We start from the raw sequence: 15,166 nt of genomic DNA, 5'->3' as shown, positions 1-15,166 counted from the left end.
CTAAACTTTTAAATAAATAAATTTTATCATAGAAAGTACTAATTTACAGAAATAAGTTCACACCCTCGAAGAAGAAGCTCAATGGAATGGTATGATAGGAAGATAATTGAAACTTAATTTTAAAGAGGTATTAAATTGGTAGTTTAACTATCAATCTAGTACCTCTTTTTATTCTTTTAACTAGCTTTTTCCATTTTAGAAGTGTAGATTTTAGAAAGTTCTCCTTCAGTTATATTTTTGCTCTTAACATCAAGAATAACTCTACCCTTATCAAGCATGATAATTCTGTCAGAGTATTTTATAGCATCTTTTAAATTGTGAGAAATCATCATAGCAGTTATTTTTTGTTTATCAATAAGTTGTTTAGTTTTTTCCATTATCATCTTAGAAGTTTTAGGATCTAGTGCTGCTGTATGCTCGTCTAAAAGAAGAAGTTCAGGTTTTTTAAGTGTTGCCATAATAAGAGAAAGAGCTTGTCTTTGACCACCAGAAAGAAATTTAACTTGAGTATTAAGTTTGTTTTCAAGCCCTAAATCAAGTTCTTTTAAAATTTCTTTAAATCTCTCAATATTATCTTTTTTTATTAAAGATCTTAAAGAGAATTTTTCACTTTTCTTTATAGCTAAAGAAAGATTTTCTAAAATTGTCAAAGAAGGAGAAACTCCCTTTGAAGGATCTTGATGAACCTTTCCAATTTTAAGAGCTCTTTTTTCCTCTTTTAAAGAGCTTATATTCTTTCCACTTAAAGTTATTGTACCACTATTTTCTTTTAATGAACCACTAATTAGATTGAAGAGAGTACTTTTTCCACAACCATTTGAACCAAGAACAGCTACAAATTCACTTTCCTCTACTTCAAGATTAAAATTATTAAAAATATTTATCTCATTTTCTGTACCTTCATTAAAACTTTTACTAAGATTTTTTATAGTTAACATAGTTATTACCTCTCTTTAATATTTCTTTTAAAATTGAAAAGTGACATATTATTGTATCCAATAAAAATAATAACAATTGCAGCACTGATAGCTTTTAAATCAGTAGGAGCAAAACCTAAATCTATTGCAAATCCACCAATTAATTTATAGCTTATGGCTCCTAATATAGCTCTAGTAGTTCCCTTTATTTTAGTACTTCTTTTTAAAATTGTATCTCCAATTATTATTGAAGCAAGGGCAGATACGATAATTGAAGTTCCCATATTGATATCTGAAAATCCTTGAGATTGAGCCATTAAAGCACCACTTATAGCTACAATACCATTAGATAAAACAAGACCTAGAAGTTTAAATTTATCACAGTTGACACCTAGAGATTTTACTAATGTTTCATTATCTCCAGTAGCTATAAGAAGATATCCAATCTCTGTTTTTAAGAAAAGGTCCATAAGAATTTTTATTATAAGTACTATAACTATTAAGACAACAATTTTATTACCATAATCAAAAATAGAACTATTATTATATAGTGGAATATTTGCCTTTGAGTTTATTCTTAAATTCACAGAATAAAGAATAGTCATTGTAAGTATCCCAGCAAGAAGAGATGCCATTTTCATTTTTATATGAAGAAAATATGTTATAACTCCTGCTAGAGAACCAAAGATAAAAGCAAATATTGTGCTTGAAATAGGATTAAATCCATTTGTTATAAATTTTGCAAAGATAAATGCTCCTAAAGGAAAAGTTCCTTCCACAGACATATCTGGAAAATCTAATATTTTATATGTAATAAATACTCCTATTGCAAGAACTGCAAATATAAGTCCCTGTTCTAATGATATAGTAATAAGTGAATTCATATAAGTACCCCTTTGATTATTTTATAAATATAGCTCTTTCAAAAGCTGGATTATTTTTTTCTAATTTTAATTTTTTCATTGTATTTTCATTGACGATTTTAGTTGTATTTTTTAAGCTTTCAACTGGAAGATCTTTAGGATTAACTTTATCAACAAGAATTTTTTTAGCCATAGCGCCAGTTTGTTTTCCTAATTCATAGTAACTAAGTCCATCAGTCATAAGAAGTCCACCTTTTACAGGTCCCTCTTCAGCAGCTATTGAGATCAATCCTCTTTCAATAGTTGATTTAGCTATAAGTCCTGCTGCAGAAGCAACAATATTATCTGTTACAGCATATAGAGCATCAGCTTTAGATGCGAGAGAGTTAATAGCTTGTGGAATATCATTTATATTATTTACTCCAACAGCAATAATTTCTAAATCTAAGTTTTTTGCAATCTCTTTAGCTTGTGTTACTTGAATTTCTGAATTAGATTCACTTGTATTGTAAATAATACCAATTTTTTTAATTTCAGAATTTAATTTTTTAAATAGTGCTAGTTGCTTATCCATAGGGCAAGCATCAGTTGTTCCAGTAACATTTCCACCAACATCTTCTAAAGAATTAACTAATTGAGAGTGTACAGGGTCAGTAACAGCACTAAAAAGAACTGGTATAGTATCAGTAGCTTGTTTAGCTGTTTGAGCAGAGATAGTTGCTATTCCAAAGATAAGATCAACTTTATCTGCAACAAATTTTTGAGCTATAACCCCTGCAACTCCTGTATCTCCTTGTGAGTTTTTATAGATAATATTTGCATCAACTCCTTGAGCTTTAAGTTCATCTTCAAAACCTTGTCTTACAGCATCAAGAGCTGGATGTTCTGCAAATTGAGTTATTCCAATGGTAAATTTTTCATTAGCTTTAACAGGTATAACCTGTAAAAGAAATATTAAAAGTGTTAAAAAAATCATCTCTACAAATCCTACTATTCTACTTGTTCTCATTTTTCCTCCCTTTGCCTTAAAAATAAAAAAGCCTTTCTACAAAATTGTAAAAAGGCAGTTATACACAAATAGATACACTAAAAACAGTGTATTGATTATTATATTTTATGATCCCTACTATTCTACAATTCTACAAGTTTTTTATTTTTAAGACTTTCTACTATTCTACTTGTCGCCTTTGCGACTCTACTATTGTGGTGATTATATACCTATAAAATTTTTTTGTCAATTAAATTTTTAAAATTTTATTTTATAAACAACTTTTTTAATTTTTTCAGTATCTCCAGATTTTAAGCAAGGCATATGAGGTTCTTCAGGGAAGAAAAGAATAAATCTATCAGCTTTCATTGTATAAGTAAGTTCAACATCTCCATTTAATGCTTGAAAATCTTTTTCTGGGCTAAATTCATTTTTAGCAGTTGTATTTTCTAAAGTAGCATATCCAAATTTTTCTTCTCCATCTATAATAAGTTGAATATCTATATATTGTTTATGAATTTCAAAAGCTGTATCTTCAACATTTTTAGGAATTACATTTTCTTGAACATTGAAGAAAACTTCTTTTCCATCTATGTTAGTTACTCCAGCAGGAGCTGTTAAATATTCTCCTTTCATAATACTGTCAATTGCTTTGTCAAGGTTAGTTGATATCCCTTTGTAGTTTTTAATGTTTTTTAAAGTATCAAAAATCATTTTTTCCTCCTAGATAAATTATTAAATTTTGTTTTTTCTAATTTTACACCTTTAAGTTTATATTTTTCAACTATTTTATTAAAAAGAAATGAAAATATTATTATTGTAATAATTCCCATAGCAGTTCCATAGACTCTATTTGTATAGTAGATCATAGGTGTCAATCCAGGTCTTTTCATATTTACCATGATAAACATAAATACAATTCCACCTAATGAAGCAGGAACTTTTACAAATATCTCTGTAATAATTATAACTAAAATAATTCCCACACTACACCAAAAAGTACCTTGGAATCCTGAAAAATATAGAATAAAAGCTATTACACCACCAAAGACAGTACTTAAAAATCTCTCTTTAGTTCTCAGAAGAAGTTCAGACCATTCAAGTCTGAAAGGAACAACAATAGCTAAGGCACAATAATATAAAGTATAGTTTGTAATATATGCAGGATCAAAAAAATGATTTACAAATTTAACTAGAAAAAGTCCTAAAATTACAGCAAGTCCAGGCTCTAATCCTTTTAGAAATAGTTTTTTTAAATCTCCTTTTGGAGTAGGTGGTACTTTTTTCTTCATCTCTTCTTTATTAAAAAGATAGTTATACAGAGTGATAACAATAGAGATGGCTGCTACTCCAGCAAAAGTTCCGATAACTCTTTCTAAAAGATAATTAATAGGAGTTTTATCAGGATCAACATTTAACATAATATATGTAAATGCAATACAACCTACAGCAGAGGGGACTTTGACTACTATCTCATTAAAACAACAGACAAGACATAGACCAAATACATACATAATAAGATTTTCTTGAAATCCTAACATACATATGATACAAGCAATTGTTCCCCCAAAAACAGTAGTTATAACCCTATCATAAGCTTGTTTTCTTGTTTTTGAATCATTTAAATCTGAAACATTTAAAGCTCCAATACCAGCATAAAAGTGGGATAGATTAAAAAAATTACATACATGAATTGAGATAGCTACAGCAATAGCTACAAGAAATGATCGTTTTAAAATATTAATATTTTTTTCCTTCATCTTTTCTCCAAAGTTTTAAAATAGTTGTAGTTAAATTTATTTTAACATTATAATTGTTTTTCTGCTAGTTAAAATATCAATATTTATAAGGCTCATTAAAATTTAAAAGTGCAAATTTAATTCTCTAAATCCTTTTTAAAGATAAGAAACCATTGTATCATATATTAAAGATTTGTTAAAAACATAAAAAAGAGGATATATGAAAAAAGATAGAGGGTTCACTTATATAGAGATCATTATATCAGTGGTATTAGTGCTTGGAATAAGTTATTTAAGCGTATTTTATTATGAGAAACTTCAAGAGAGACAAGATGTACAGAGAGCTAAAACTTTGATTTTAAATTTGTTTTCTGAATATACTTCAGAAGCCTTTGATACAGAAAATGATTTTAACATAAAAATAGAACATGCTCAAAAGAAAATAAAGGTTTTAGATATGGGAAGAATAAAAAGAGAGGAGTTATTACCTGAAAAATTAAAGTATTCTTCAGTTTTTGACAATGAAATGGTAGAAAAATTAGATGTAAAGATAACAAAACATGGAAATATTACTCCATCATTTAGTCTATATATTTTTGGTTATGATGAAATTGTAAAATATAGGCTCTCTTTTTATGGTTTTGATAAAGTTAAATTTCTCAAAATAAATGTGTATAGAAATCTAAGTGATAAAAAATGGAAATATAAAAATTTAATGCTATATCATAAAAAATTTAACCCTGATAGTGTTCACTGGAGGATTGAATAAATGAAAAAAATAATGATATTTTTAATGTTTTTTATTCTTTGCTTTAAAGTTATAGTTAGTGAAGTTAGAAGTAAGGAGCTAATAAAAATAAGAATAACAATAGGTGCTACAAATTACTTTAGGTATGTTCAACTTTCTAGTCCAGATTATTCTAATAGTTTTAAAATAATAAAAAGAGAGGAGTAATATGAAAAAATCAAAGATTGAAAATTTAGAAGAGAATATTTTTGATATGACAACTCTTTTTAAAGAATTAGAAAAAAATCAAAATATTGAGAATAGTAGATATTTTCAAAAGAAGAGTGATTTAGAAGAAAATTCAGTTGTTGTAAAGATAGTTAATACAATGTTGCTGAAAGCTATAAAAGAGAAGGTAAGTGATATTCATATAGAGTCTTACAAAGAATATATTAGAATTAGATATAGAGTTGATGGAGTTTTAATTGAGGTAGGAAAAATAAAGGGAACTATTTTTTTGCAATATATAATTTCAAGAATAAAAATAATGGCAGATTTAGATATTGTAGAAAGAAGAATGCCACAAGATGGTAGATTTGAACTTGATATAGATGGGAAAAAAATAGATTTTAGAGTATCTATAATTCCTACAATTAATGGTGAAAAATGTGTAATAAGAATATTGAATCAAAATATTATAGATTTTGACTTAGAAAAACTTGATATTGATAGTTTTGAGTTAGAAAAGATACTTTTTCAATTAAATAAAAGAAGTGGAATGTTTCTATTGAGCGGACCAACAGGTTCAGGAAAAACAAGTACTTTATATAGTATCTTAAAAAGATTAAATACAGGGCAGGAAAATATTTTAACAGTTGAAGATCCTGTGGAGTATGAAATAGATGGGATAAATCAAGTTCAGAGTAAAAATGAGATTGGAAGAACTTTTGCTGTAATGTTGAGAGCTTATTTAAGACAAGATCCAGATATATTGATGGTAGGGGAGATAAGAGATTATGAAACAGCAGAGATAGCAGTAAAAGCCTCAATAACTGGACATATGGTTTTATCTACTATTCATACAAATGATTCAATAGGGGGAATAGATAGATTAATCAATATAGGTATTCCAGCTTATATGATATCAGCCTCTCTTTCTTGTATCATATCTCAAAGATTGGTGAGGAGACTTTGTCCAGAATGTAAAGTAAAGGATGAATATTGGAAAGAGAAAATAAAGAGTTTAGGATATGAAGCAGAAAAATATAAAGGTTTAAATTTTTATGTAGAAAAAGGTTGTGAAAAATGTAATTTTACAGGATACAGAGGAAGAATAGGAGTTTTTGAAGTATTTATTCCAGATGTAGAGATAAAAAATATGATAAATCGAGGAGAATCATCCTTAGAAATAGAAAAAATTGCATTGAAAAAAGGAATGAAAAAATTATTAGAAGATGGAATAGAGAAAGCAGGAAAGGGAATTACTTCATTAAATGAATTGTTGAGGCAATGTTGATGGGAAAATATAAGTATAAAGCTTATGATAAATATGGAAAACTTAGAAAGGGAATCTTAGTTGCTAAAGATGAAAAAGAGTTGAAAATTTTTTTAAGAAAAGAGAGATTAAGATTAAAAGAATTTTTTGAAATAAAAGAGAATGTGAAAATTTCAAAGATAGAGATACTAAATTTTACTAAAGAGATAATAATTATGTTAGAAAGTGGAATTAGTATTATAAAGGTTTTTGAGATTCAAGAGGGGCAGTATAAAAGTTCTTTTAAAAATATTTTAAAAGAGATGAGAGAAAATCTTTTAAATGGAGATAGTATAGGAGAAGTTTTTATAAAAAACAAGAAGGTGTTTGGGAATTTTTATGTTGGAATGGTTAATTTAGGAGATATTTCTGGGAACTTAGTTGAGAATTTAAAAAAAATTTGTGAACATCTAGAATTGGAATTAGCAGTAGTAAAAAAATTAAAAGAAGTTGCTTTTTATCCTTGTATTGTTTTAACTTTTTCAGTTTTGATTTTAACATTTTTAATGATCTTTGTTTTTCCAAATTTTATTAAAATTTTTGAAGAAAGCAAAACAGAGTTACCACTTCTTACTAGAATTTTAATAAAGGTGAGTGAGAATTTTTATGGTATTATTTTCATAATTATATGTATATTAATAATAATAATTTTTTCTTTAAAAAACATTAAAAGTAATAGTAGAACAAAAGAATATTTAGATAGAGTGTTATTAAAGATTCCTTTAGTAAGAGATTTTATAATAGGAAACTATATTATAAGATTTTCTAAAAATATTTCTATTATGCTTTCTTCTGGAATGTTAATACTTGATATTTTGAAATTATTAAGAGATTTTTTCGACAATACTGTTATAAAAAAAGAGATTGAAAGATTAGAAAAATCATTATTTGATGGACAACAATTAAGTGAAGTAATGGAAGAAAATAGTTTATTTCCAGAAAAATATAGAAAATTAGTAGTAGTGGGAGAAAAGAGTGGAGAACTTATAAAAATATTTGAACAGATAGCAAAATTAGAAGAGGAGAGAATAGAAAATAGCATAAAAAAATTACTAACTTTAGTAGAGCCTATTTTAATAATAGTTTTAGGATTAATTTTGAGCATAATAATTATAGCAATATATTTGCCTATCTTTAATATGTCCAATTTAATATATTAATAAAATATGGAGGGAAGAAGTATGAAGATGAAAAATGGTGGATTTTCATTGATTGAAATGGTTATTGCAGTTGCATTGGTAGGAGTTTTATCTACATTGGTTGTTCCTAAAGTTAGAGAACAATTAGCTAAGGGAAAGGATGCTAAAGCAGTAGCTACATTGACAGCTTTAAGAACTGCTTCAGAGTTATATTATGTAGAAAATGAAAAATCAGCTTTAGAAGAGGCAGAAAGTGAAGAGAGTATAAAAAAAGCTATGGAAAATCTATTACCTTATTTAGATTCTAAAGCAGAAGCTGAATTAAAAGATGGTAAAGTTGAAATTGGAGGAAGTAAGGCTGGAGAAAATGAAGAAGAGGTTAAAAAAGCAGAGATAAAATATGGAGGAGAGGTAACTTTTACATTTACAAATCCAGAGACAACTTCAAAAGTTAAAGGAGATGGGGTATATATATGGTTTAAGCCTCTAGGAGATGTAGGACCATATGATACAACAGGAAAGAAAAAATGGGTGGAGTATTAGAGATAATAATGGAAATACTATTGTTTATTTTAACACTATTAATAATGAAAATAGATTTAAAAAAATTATATATTCCTAATATATTAAACTTTTTATTTTTAATAGGAGTAATAGTTTACAAGGGAAATGATATTGAAAATAGTGTAATAGGAGCAGGGATATATCCCCTGCCTCTTATTATATTGTATGGATATGTTTCAGATCTTTTAAAAAAAGAGGTTGTTGGCTTTGGTGATATAAAATTTATGATTAGTACAGGATATTTATTGGGATATACAGATTTTTATGACCTGTATTTTTTTTATCTTTTATCTTTTTTAATAGGTGGAGTATACGGAGTTTTTATTTTGATAAAAAATAGAGATAGAGAAATGCAGATGCCTTTCTCACCATTTTTAATTTTAGCTCTTTATATAGTGTTATGGAAAAGATTATGAAAAAAGACGATGGATTTACATATATTGAAATAGTTGTCTCTATAACTATTTTTCTTATAGCAATAATACCTGCTATGGAATTTAATAGATTAATATTAGAGATAGATAGAAAATATTATTCTATTGAAAAAGGGATGAAAAATATAGAACTGGTAGAGAAAACTATTAGGAGCAAAGGATATAAAAAACTTAATAACTATGTAGGAGAATATAGATATGAATTTCTAGAAGATAGTTATTTTATAAATGGAAATGGAGTTTTAGAAAATATTGAAGTTCCATTTTTAGGGAAAAAAGGGGAGAAAATTTTTGTAAAAATAGAGAGACTGGATAATAGATCTATTGTTGAGGAGAAAGATATTTTATGTTTAAAAGTAGAGTATGAAACTTTATATAAAAAACTTGAAATAACAAAATTAATAACAGATATAGAGGAGTATTATGAATAAAAATAGGGGAATGACAAGTATTGAGATAACAATTTCTTTAGCTTTAATTTTACTTTTTTTCTCTATGATTTTTTCAATTTTAAGAATGACTTTAAAATTAGAGGGAAACTTTCTCTTTCAAGAGAGAATAGAGAGAAATAGCTCCAGATTAGTTGAGATGTTAGCTAAGGAGATAGAGAGTAGTAGTTTTGGAGAAGAGGAGTATAGAGGAAAAGAAAAACTGATAAATGGAAAGGGGATATATCAATTAGTAGGAGTTAAGCCTTCATCATTAGATGAGAATTTTTTTAGTGATATGAAAGAAGAGGGAAATATGCTATTTTTAGAAATTCCTTGTGTAAAGAATGGAAAGATATATTCAAAATATTATATGTATAGATTTGTAGGGGATACTTTTTTAGTTTCACAATGCACCAACCAATTTAAAAATATCTATACAAATGAGGAATTTATTCTTTTTGATTATGTAAGTGGTTATTTTAAGCAAGATAAAAAAGGAATAAAAATAGTTATGAAAGTAAAAAAAGAAAAAAATTATATAAAGGAGTTGAAAGAGTATGCACTTAAAGGAAGAAAATTGTAAAAAAAGAGGTTTTCTGATGTTAAGTGTATTTTTTATTATAACTTTGATAATGGGAACTCTTTTTATAGGATATAGAATAGTATATTCTAAAGGAAAAAGAATTATAAGTTATATAGAGGGACAAAAATTAAATATTGAAAGAGAAAATATAGAAACAATAGTTTATAGTGAGCTTTATAAGATAGATTTAGGAATAAACGAGGGAAAATTTGAAAATAGTTTAGATTACTTTGCAAGAAATAAAGAGGTAAAAAGAGTTTGGGAAAATAAAACTGGAACAATTCTCATAAGTAATGGTGGCTATAAAATAAGAAAGATACTTTATGAGGGAAAAGAGGTATATAGAGCAGGAAATGGAAATTTCTACACCAAATTAACAACAATATTAAAAAATGGTAGAGTAAAAAATCAATTTAAAATAGAATTAGAAAAAAATATTGAGAATAGAGAGATAAAGTTAAAATTTATAGCTAAAGTAGTATTGGAGTATAAATTTCAAAATATAAATTTAGAAACCCCTGATTTAGAAAAAATAGAGGAAGTTATGGTGAGTAAATATGTTTAAAGATAGATTCAAATCAGAAAAGAAAATAGTGTATATAACTTTAGAAGAGATGAAAAGAGAATTAAAATCTGGAATAATTGTTCTAGAAAATAGATATTTTAAGATAGAGAAGATAAGTTTAGAGAAAGGATTAGATGAAAAAGAGAGAGAATTAGAGATTGAAGAGATTTTAGAAGAGAGAGTAGATGATTATAATCCTGTTGAATATATTGAGAAAGAGATAGTTTTAAGAGAAGATGAAGAGTTTGAAGAGATAGTAATAATTCTTTTAAAAAGAGATATTGTTGAAGAGATTCTTCAAGAGGGAAAGGAAAAGAAGATAAGAATATCTGGGATAGTTCCAGCTTTTTTTCTTAGAAGTATAGAAATAGATAAAAATAGAGCTGAATTGTTTATAGATATAGATGAAGAAAAAGTGATAAAAATAGAACTTAAAGATGGAAAAATTAAAAATATAGATGAACTTGAAATAGAAAAAGAAAAAATTTTAGAAAGTGAAGTAGAAGAGATTTTACAAGATCTATTAGAAATAGATTTAACAGAGTTTGAGAAGATATCATTTTATGAAAAAGATAGAGAGATAGGAGAGATTTTTCAGGAGATAGATAATATAGATGTAGAGATTAATAATTGGAAAGAAAATGAGATAGAGTATAACTATAATTATGATTTTTTACCATTAGAATATTTAGAATCTTTGAAAATGAGAAGTTCAATAAAGAAAAAGATAATAATTTTTTTTACTGTTTTTATTTTACAAATATTATTGGGAATGATATTTCACTATTTTTCTAATTTAAATGTTGAGAAAATAGGTGATTTAGAAAAGAATATAGGAGTTTATAAAGATGAAATAGAAGAGATAAGAGAGAAAATAATTGAAATAGAAGAGAAAGAAAAGATAAGAGAGGAAGAGCTAAAGAGAATAGAATTTAAAAATATAAAATTAGGTTCTCTATTAAAAAATTTAGATGAGTTTAAACCTAAGGGAGTGACTATTTTAAATATAGAACTTAATGAAACAAATAAGTTAAAGATTCTTGGAAAAAGTATAAATGAGGAAAAAATATTAAAATTTCAAGAAAAAATAGTAGAACATAGTAAATTTAAAAACTTAAATCATGATTATATAAAAAGAGAAGATGAAATTTATGATTTTCAATTAGAGGTTGAGGTTTGTTTATGATAAATATCAATATTTTTCAAGAGAATAAAGAGAAAATAATAGGAGTATTTTTAATAGGATTAAACATAATATTTTTTTATTTTTGTTGTATAGCTCCATACAATAAATTAAAACTAAAAAGAGAAACAGTTAGAGAGGCTGAAATAAAATTAAAGAAAGTTAGTAAAGAAAAAGAGATAGTAGAGAAGATATATAATAGTAAGATTGAAAAAGAGAAAGAGATAGAAAATAGATTTAAAAATAATAGAGAGAAAATTATAGCCAAAAGTTTTAAAAATATAAATGAATTTGAAAAAACTATATTAGAAAAACTAAAAAAATATAATCTATATTCTCAAATAATTGGAAGAGTAGAAAAATTGAGTGGTGAAACAGAAGGGAAAGCCTATATTAGCTATGAGATAATAGGAAAAGAAAAAAATATAAAAGAGTTTATACAGGAGCTGGAAAATGGAGAAAAATTAATTTCCTTAGTAGAAACTCCAATTTATTTGGAAATAAAAGAGGAAGAAAGTAAAATTAAGTTAAAGATAGCAGGATATATTTTAAATCTTTTAGAAAAAGAGGTAGAGGAAAAAGATGTAGAAAAGAGAGAAAGCTTAACTAAAGAGAAGATAATTTTTATCTCTTTTGATGAATTAGATATTTTAGAGAAAAAGATTTTAAATCTAAATAAAAATAGATATCTACTTTTAAAATATAAAAAAGGTGGAAGAAATATTTTTTGTGAGAATGAAGAGATAGAAAAAGATGGAAAAAAATATAGAATTAAAATTAAAGAAGATGGAATATATTTAAATAGTGGGGAGATAAGATGAAAAAATATCTAATACTTTTATTAATTTTTTTTATTTGTTATAATAGTAATGGAGAAACAGGAAAAAATAATTTAACTTTAATAAAAATAGAGCAAGATTTAGAGTTAAAAGATATGATATTATCTGATGTTGTAGCTATTTTATCAAAGGAATCAGGGAAAAGTATAGTTGTTGATGACAAGAGCAAGGATATTAAATTAGATATGTTTTTTTCTAAGGGAGAGAACTTAAAAGATATTTTAGAGTCAATATGTATGACAAATGATTTAAAACTTAAAGAGATGGCTAATATAATAGTATTGACTAAGAATAAGACAGGTGATTTAGGAGAGTTTTCTTTAGCTGGACAGGTTTTAGACGAAGAGGAAAATCAAGGTCTAGAAAATGTAAAAATTACTATAAAAGATATGGCTATGGATTCAGTTAAAACTATATATGATGGAAATTTTATTATAAATAATTTGAAACCTGGAATTTATATGGTAAAATTTGAGAAAGCAGGATATGAAAGTACCAGTAAAATTATAAAACTTGTAGAAAATTTGAGTACTATAGAGATAAGGATGAGAAAAAATAGAAGTAGTAAAATATATCAAAATAGTAACTTACAAGAGGAAGAGAGAGGTTATAAAGAGTTTTGTAGTAAAAAGATAAAGTTAAAAAATATAAATTCTAAAGAGATACAAGAGATTTTAAATAAAATTTATGGAGATATAATTGATATAGCTGTTTTAGAAAAAAATAATTCTATTGTAATAACAGGGAATGAAAAAATTATAATTGAAGTTGAAGACTTTATAAAAGATATAGATAGGGATATTAAACAGGTGAGAATAACTTCTCAAATTTTTGATGTAACAGAAAATCTTTTTGAAGAATTAGGCTTTGATTGGTTATATAGTTCAAGTGGAAGTATAGATAAAAGTTCAGGAACAGATATAGGAATATTGGGGAATAGCAGTGTAGAGGGAGCAGGAAATGTATTGAGCTCTGGAATAAGTTTGATAAGACAGTTTAATAGTGGTAGTGATATTTTAGGAATGGGATTAAATCTTTTACAAAGTACACAGGATTTAGTTATAACTGCAATGCCTTCAATAGTGGTTACAGATGGAGCAGAGGGAGAATTTAAAATAACAGAAGAGGTAATTGTAGGAGAAGAGAAACAGGAAAATGATAATACAGAGAAAACTACATATACCCCTATTTTTAAAGAAGCAGGGATAATTTTAAAAGTAACACCTACAATAGGAGAAAATGATACTGTTTTTTTAAAAGTAAAAATAGAAGTAAGTAATTTTAAACTGAAGAAAATAAAAAATGAAAATATTACTGAAGATACAGGAACATATAACTCAAATGGTGGATCTAAAATAGGAAGAAGTATAGAAACTACTGTAAAAATGAGAAATGGAGAGACTATATTTATTGGAGGGCTAAAACGTTCAGCAGCTTACGATATAAATAGTCAAGTTCCACTTTTAGGAGATGTACCTGTATTAGGTGTATTTTTTAAGAATAAAGAGATAAAGAAGGAAAAAACAGATATCTATGTAAGACTAAAGGTAGATATAGAAGGTGAAGAAAAAGAAGAGGAATTTAATAAAATAAATAAGCAGGTTGAAGAGCTAGAGAATAGAAAAGTATATCCTGCATTTTAATAAAAGGAGATAAGGTATGGAAGTAAAAAACGATTTTGATTTAAAAAAAATACTAGATAATTTTAAAAATATCAAAATAGGAGTAGTTGGAGATTTGATGTTAGATGATTATATCTATGGTACAGTTGAGAGAATATCTCCAGAAGCTCCAGTTCCAGTAGTTAATGTAAAAGAGGAAAAATTTGTATTAGGAGGAGCAGCTAACGTAGTAAATAACCTAGCATCTTTAGGAGCTAAAACAATATGTTTTGGAGTTATAGGAAATGATGCAAACGGAGAGAGATTATTAGGAGCTTTTGCTGATAAAAAAATAGATGTTTCAGGATTAATCAGAGATAAAGAGAGAACAACAATAGTGAAGAGAAGAATAATTGGAAGTAACCAACAACTTTTAAGAATAGATTGGGAAGATATTACTCCAATATCTACTTTTTTAGAATATGCACTTTTAAGAAATATAGAATCAAAGATAGATGAACTTGATGCAGTAATACTTTCAGATTATGATAAAGGGGTTCTTACTCCAATGGTAGCTAAAGAGATAGTAAGAATGTGTAGAGATAGAGGAAAAATAGTAACAGTTGATCCTAAACCTAAAAATGCTATGAACTATTATGGAGCGACTTCAATGACACCAAATAGAAAAGAAGCAAAAGAGTGTCTAGGAATGGAAAGAGCTACTAATATGGAAGAAGTAGGTAAGGAGTTAAAGGAAAAATTAAAATTAGACAATCTACTTTTAACTAGAAGTGAAGAGGGAATGAGTCTTTTTATTGAGGATAAGATAGTAAATATTCCAACTTTTGCTAAAGAGGTTTATGATGTAACAGGAGCTGGAGATACAGTTATATCTGTATTTACTCTTGCAGCAGCATCTGGAGTTTCTTGGCATGAAGCAGCAAAAATAGCTAATACAGCAGCTGGGGTAGTTGTAGGTAAAATGGGAACTTCTACTGTAACAAAAGATGAAATATTAGAGTTTTATAAGAGAATTTATGAAAGATGGGAATAGTGATA

18 protein-coding genes are annotated in these 15,166 nt (G+C 26.5%); 13 read left to right on the top strand and 5 right to left on the bottom strand.

What is annotated here, in order from left to right:
• Positions 1-176 precede the first annotated feature (176 nt).
• The 5 genes from I6E31_05850 to I6E31_05830 all read right to left on the bottom strand — a co-directional run bounded on the left by I6E31_05850 (position 177) and on the right by I6E31_05830 (position 4,528).
• Positions 177-938, bottom strand: a complete 762-nt coding sequence (locus I6E31_05850; protein MCF2639498.1) for an ATP-binding cassette domain-containing protein — start codon at positions 936-938, stop codon at positions 177-179.
• A 5-nt stretch (positions 939-943) separates the two neighbouring features.
• Complete coding sequence (locus I6E31_05845; protein MCF2639497.1) at positions 944-1,801, bottom strand: ABC transporter permease; 858 nt, start codon at positions 1,799-1,801, stop codon at positions 944-946.
• 16 nt (positions 1,802-1,817) lie between these two features.
• Positions 1,818-2,756, bottom strand: coding sequence for an ABC transporter substrate-binding protein (locus I6E31_05840; GenBank protein MCF2639496.1), 939 nt, complete (start codon positions 2,754-2,756; stop codon positions 1,818-1,820).
• Positions 2,757-3,026: 270 nt separating this feature from the next.
• Positions 3,027-3,482, bottom strand: a complete 456-nt coding sequence (locus I6E31_05835; GenBank protein ID MCF2639495.1) for a YhcH/YjgK/YiaL family protein — start codon at positions 3,480-3,482, stop codon at positions 3,027-3,029.
• Complete coding sequence (locus I6E31_05830) at positions 3,479-4,528, bottom strand: FUSC family protein (protein ID MCF2639494.1); 1,050 nt, start codon at positions 4,526-4,528, stop codon at positions 3,479-3,481. Before I6E31_05830 ends, I6E31_05835 begins: the two co-directional genes overlap by 4 nt.
• 199 nt (positions 4,529-4,727) lie before the next feature.
• On the opposite strand from I6E31_05830, the gene I6E31_05825 reads away from it, so the two are divergent.
• From I6E31_05825 to rfaE1, 13 genes are read left to right on the top strand one after another with little or no spacing between them, the layout of a single operon-like run.
• Positions 4,728-5,276 carry a type II secretion system protein gene (locus I6E31_05825; protein ID MCF2639493.1) on the top strand — a complete coding sequence of 183 codons (549 nt, stop codon included), beginning with the start codon at positions 4,728-4,730 and terminating at the stop codon, positions 5,274-5,276.
• Entirely contained in the window at positions 5,277-5,462 is a 186-nt protein-coding gene (locus tag I6E31_05820; protein ID MCF2639492.1) for a hypothetical protein, read from the top strand. It abuts the gene before it with no gap.
• A gap of 1 nt (position 5,463) precedes the next feature.
• Complete coding sequence (locus tag I6E31_05815) at positions 5,464-6,750, top strand: type II/IV secretion system protein (protein MCF2639491.1); 1,287 nt, start codon at positions 5,464-5,466, stop codon at positions 6,748-6,750.
• The gene (locus I6E31_05810) at positions 6,750-7,928 is read left to right on the top strand and encodes a type II secretion system F family protein (protein MCF2639490.1); all 1,179 of its coding nucleotides are present in this window, start codon (positions 6,750-6,752) and stop codon (positions 7,926-7,928) included. The genes I6E31_05815 and I6E31_05810 overlap by 1 nt, the downstream gene beginning before the upstream one ends.
• 27 nt (positions 7,929-7,955) lie before the next feature.
• Complete coding sequence (locus tag I6E31_05805) at positions 7,956-8,450, top strand: prepilin-type N-terminal cleavage/methylation domain-containing protein (GenBank protein MCF2639489.1); 495 nt, start codon at positions 7,956-7,958, stop codon at positions 8,448-8,450.
• Between the two features lie 5 nt (positions 8,451-8,455).
• The gene (locus I6E31_05800; protein ID MCF2639488.1) at positions 8,456-8,887 is read left to right on the top strand and encodes a prepilin peptidase; all 432 of its coding nucleotides are present in this window, start codon (positions 8,456-8,458) and stop codon (positions 8,885-8,887) included.
• The gene (locus I6E31_05795) at positions 8,884-9,336 is read left to right on the top strand and encodes a prepilin-type N-terminal cleavage/methylation domain-containing protein (GenBank protein MCF2639487.1); all 453 of its coding nucleotides are present in this window, start codon (positions 8,884-8,886) and stop codon (positions 9,334-9,336) included. The genes I6E31_05800 and I6E31_05795 overlap by 4 nt, the downstream gene beginning before the upstream one ends.
• Entirely contained in the window at positions 9,329-9,919 is a 591-nt protein-coding gene (locus tag I6E31_05790; protein MCF2639486.1) for a hypothetical protein, read from the top strand. The genes I6E31_05795 and I6E31_05790 overlap by 8 nt, the downstream gene beginning before the upstream one ends.
• Positions 9,920-9,935: 16 nt before the next feature.
• Positions 9,936-10,484 (top strand): hypothetical protein, encoded by a 549-nt coding sequence (locus tag I6E31_05785; GenBank protein MCF2639485.1) that lies wholly within the window; start codon positions 9,936-9,938, stop codon positions 10,482-10,484.
• Positions 10,477-11,670, top strand: a complete 1,194-nt coding sequence (locus I6E31_05780) for a hypothetical protein (GenBank protein MCF2639484.1) — start codon at positions 10,477-10,479, stop codon at positions 11,668-11,670. Before I6E31_05785 ends, I6E31_05780 begins: the two co-directional genes overlap by 8 nt.
• Positions 11,667-12,488 carry a hypothetical protein gene (locus I6E31_05775; protein MCF2639483.1) on the top strand — a complete coding sequence of 274 codons (822 nt, stop codon included), beginning with the start codon at positions 11,667-11,669 and terminating at the stop codon, positions 12,486-12,488. The genes I6E31_05780 and I6E31_05775 overlap by 4 nt, the downstream gene beginning before the upstream one ends.
• Complete coding sequence (locus I6E31_05770; protein ID MCF2639482.1) at positions 12,485-14,149, top strand: type II secretion system protein GspD; 1,665 nt, start codon at positions 12,485-12,487, stop codon at positions 14,147-14,149. Before I6E31_05775 ends, I6E31_05770 begins: the two co-directional genes overlap by 4 nt.
• A 16-nt stretch (positions 14,150-14,165) precedes the next feature.
• Complete coding sequence (rfaE1, locus tag I6E31_05765; GenBank protein MCF2639481.1) at positions 14,166-15,161, top strand: D-glycero-beta-D-manno-heptose-7-phosphate kinase; 996 nt, start codon at positions 14,166-14,168, stop codon at positions 15,159-15,161.
• Positions 15,162-15,166: the final 5 nt, after the last annotated feature.

The sequence above is a fragment of the Fusobacterium varium genome, from assembly GCA_021531615.1.
GTDB classification, from domain to species: domain Bacteria; phylum Fusobacteriota; class Fusobacteriia; order Fusobacteriales; family Fusobacteriaceae; genus Fusobacterium_A; species Fusobacterium_A varium_C.
This window is presented reverse-complemented; position numbering and strand designations above follow the sequence as displayed.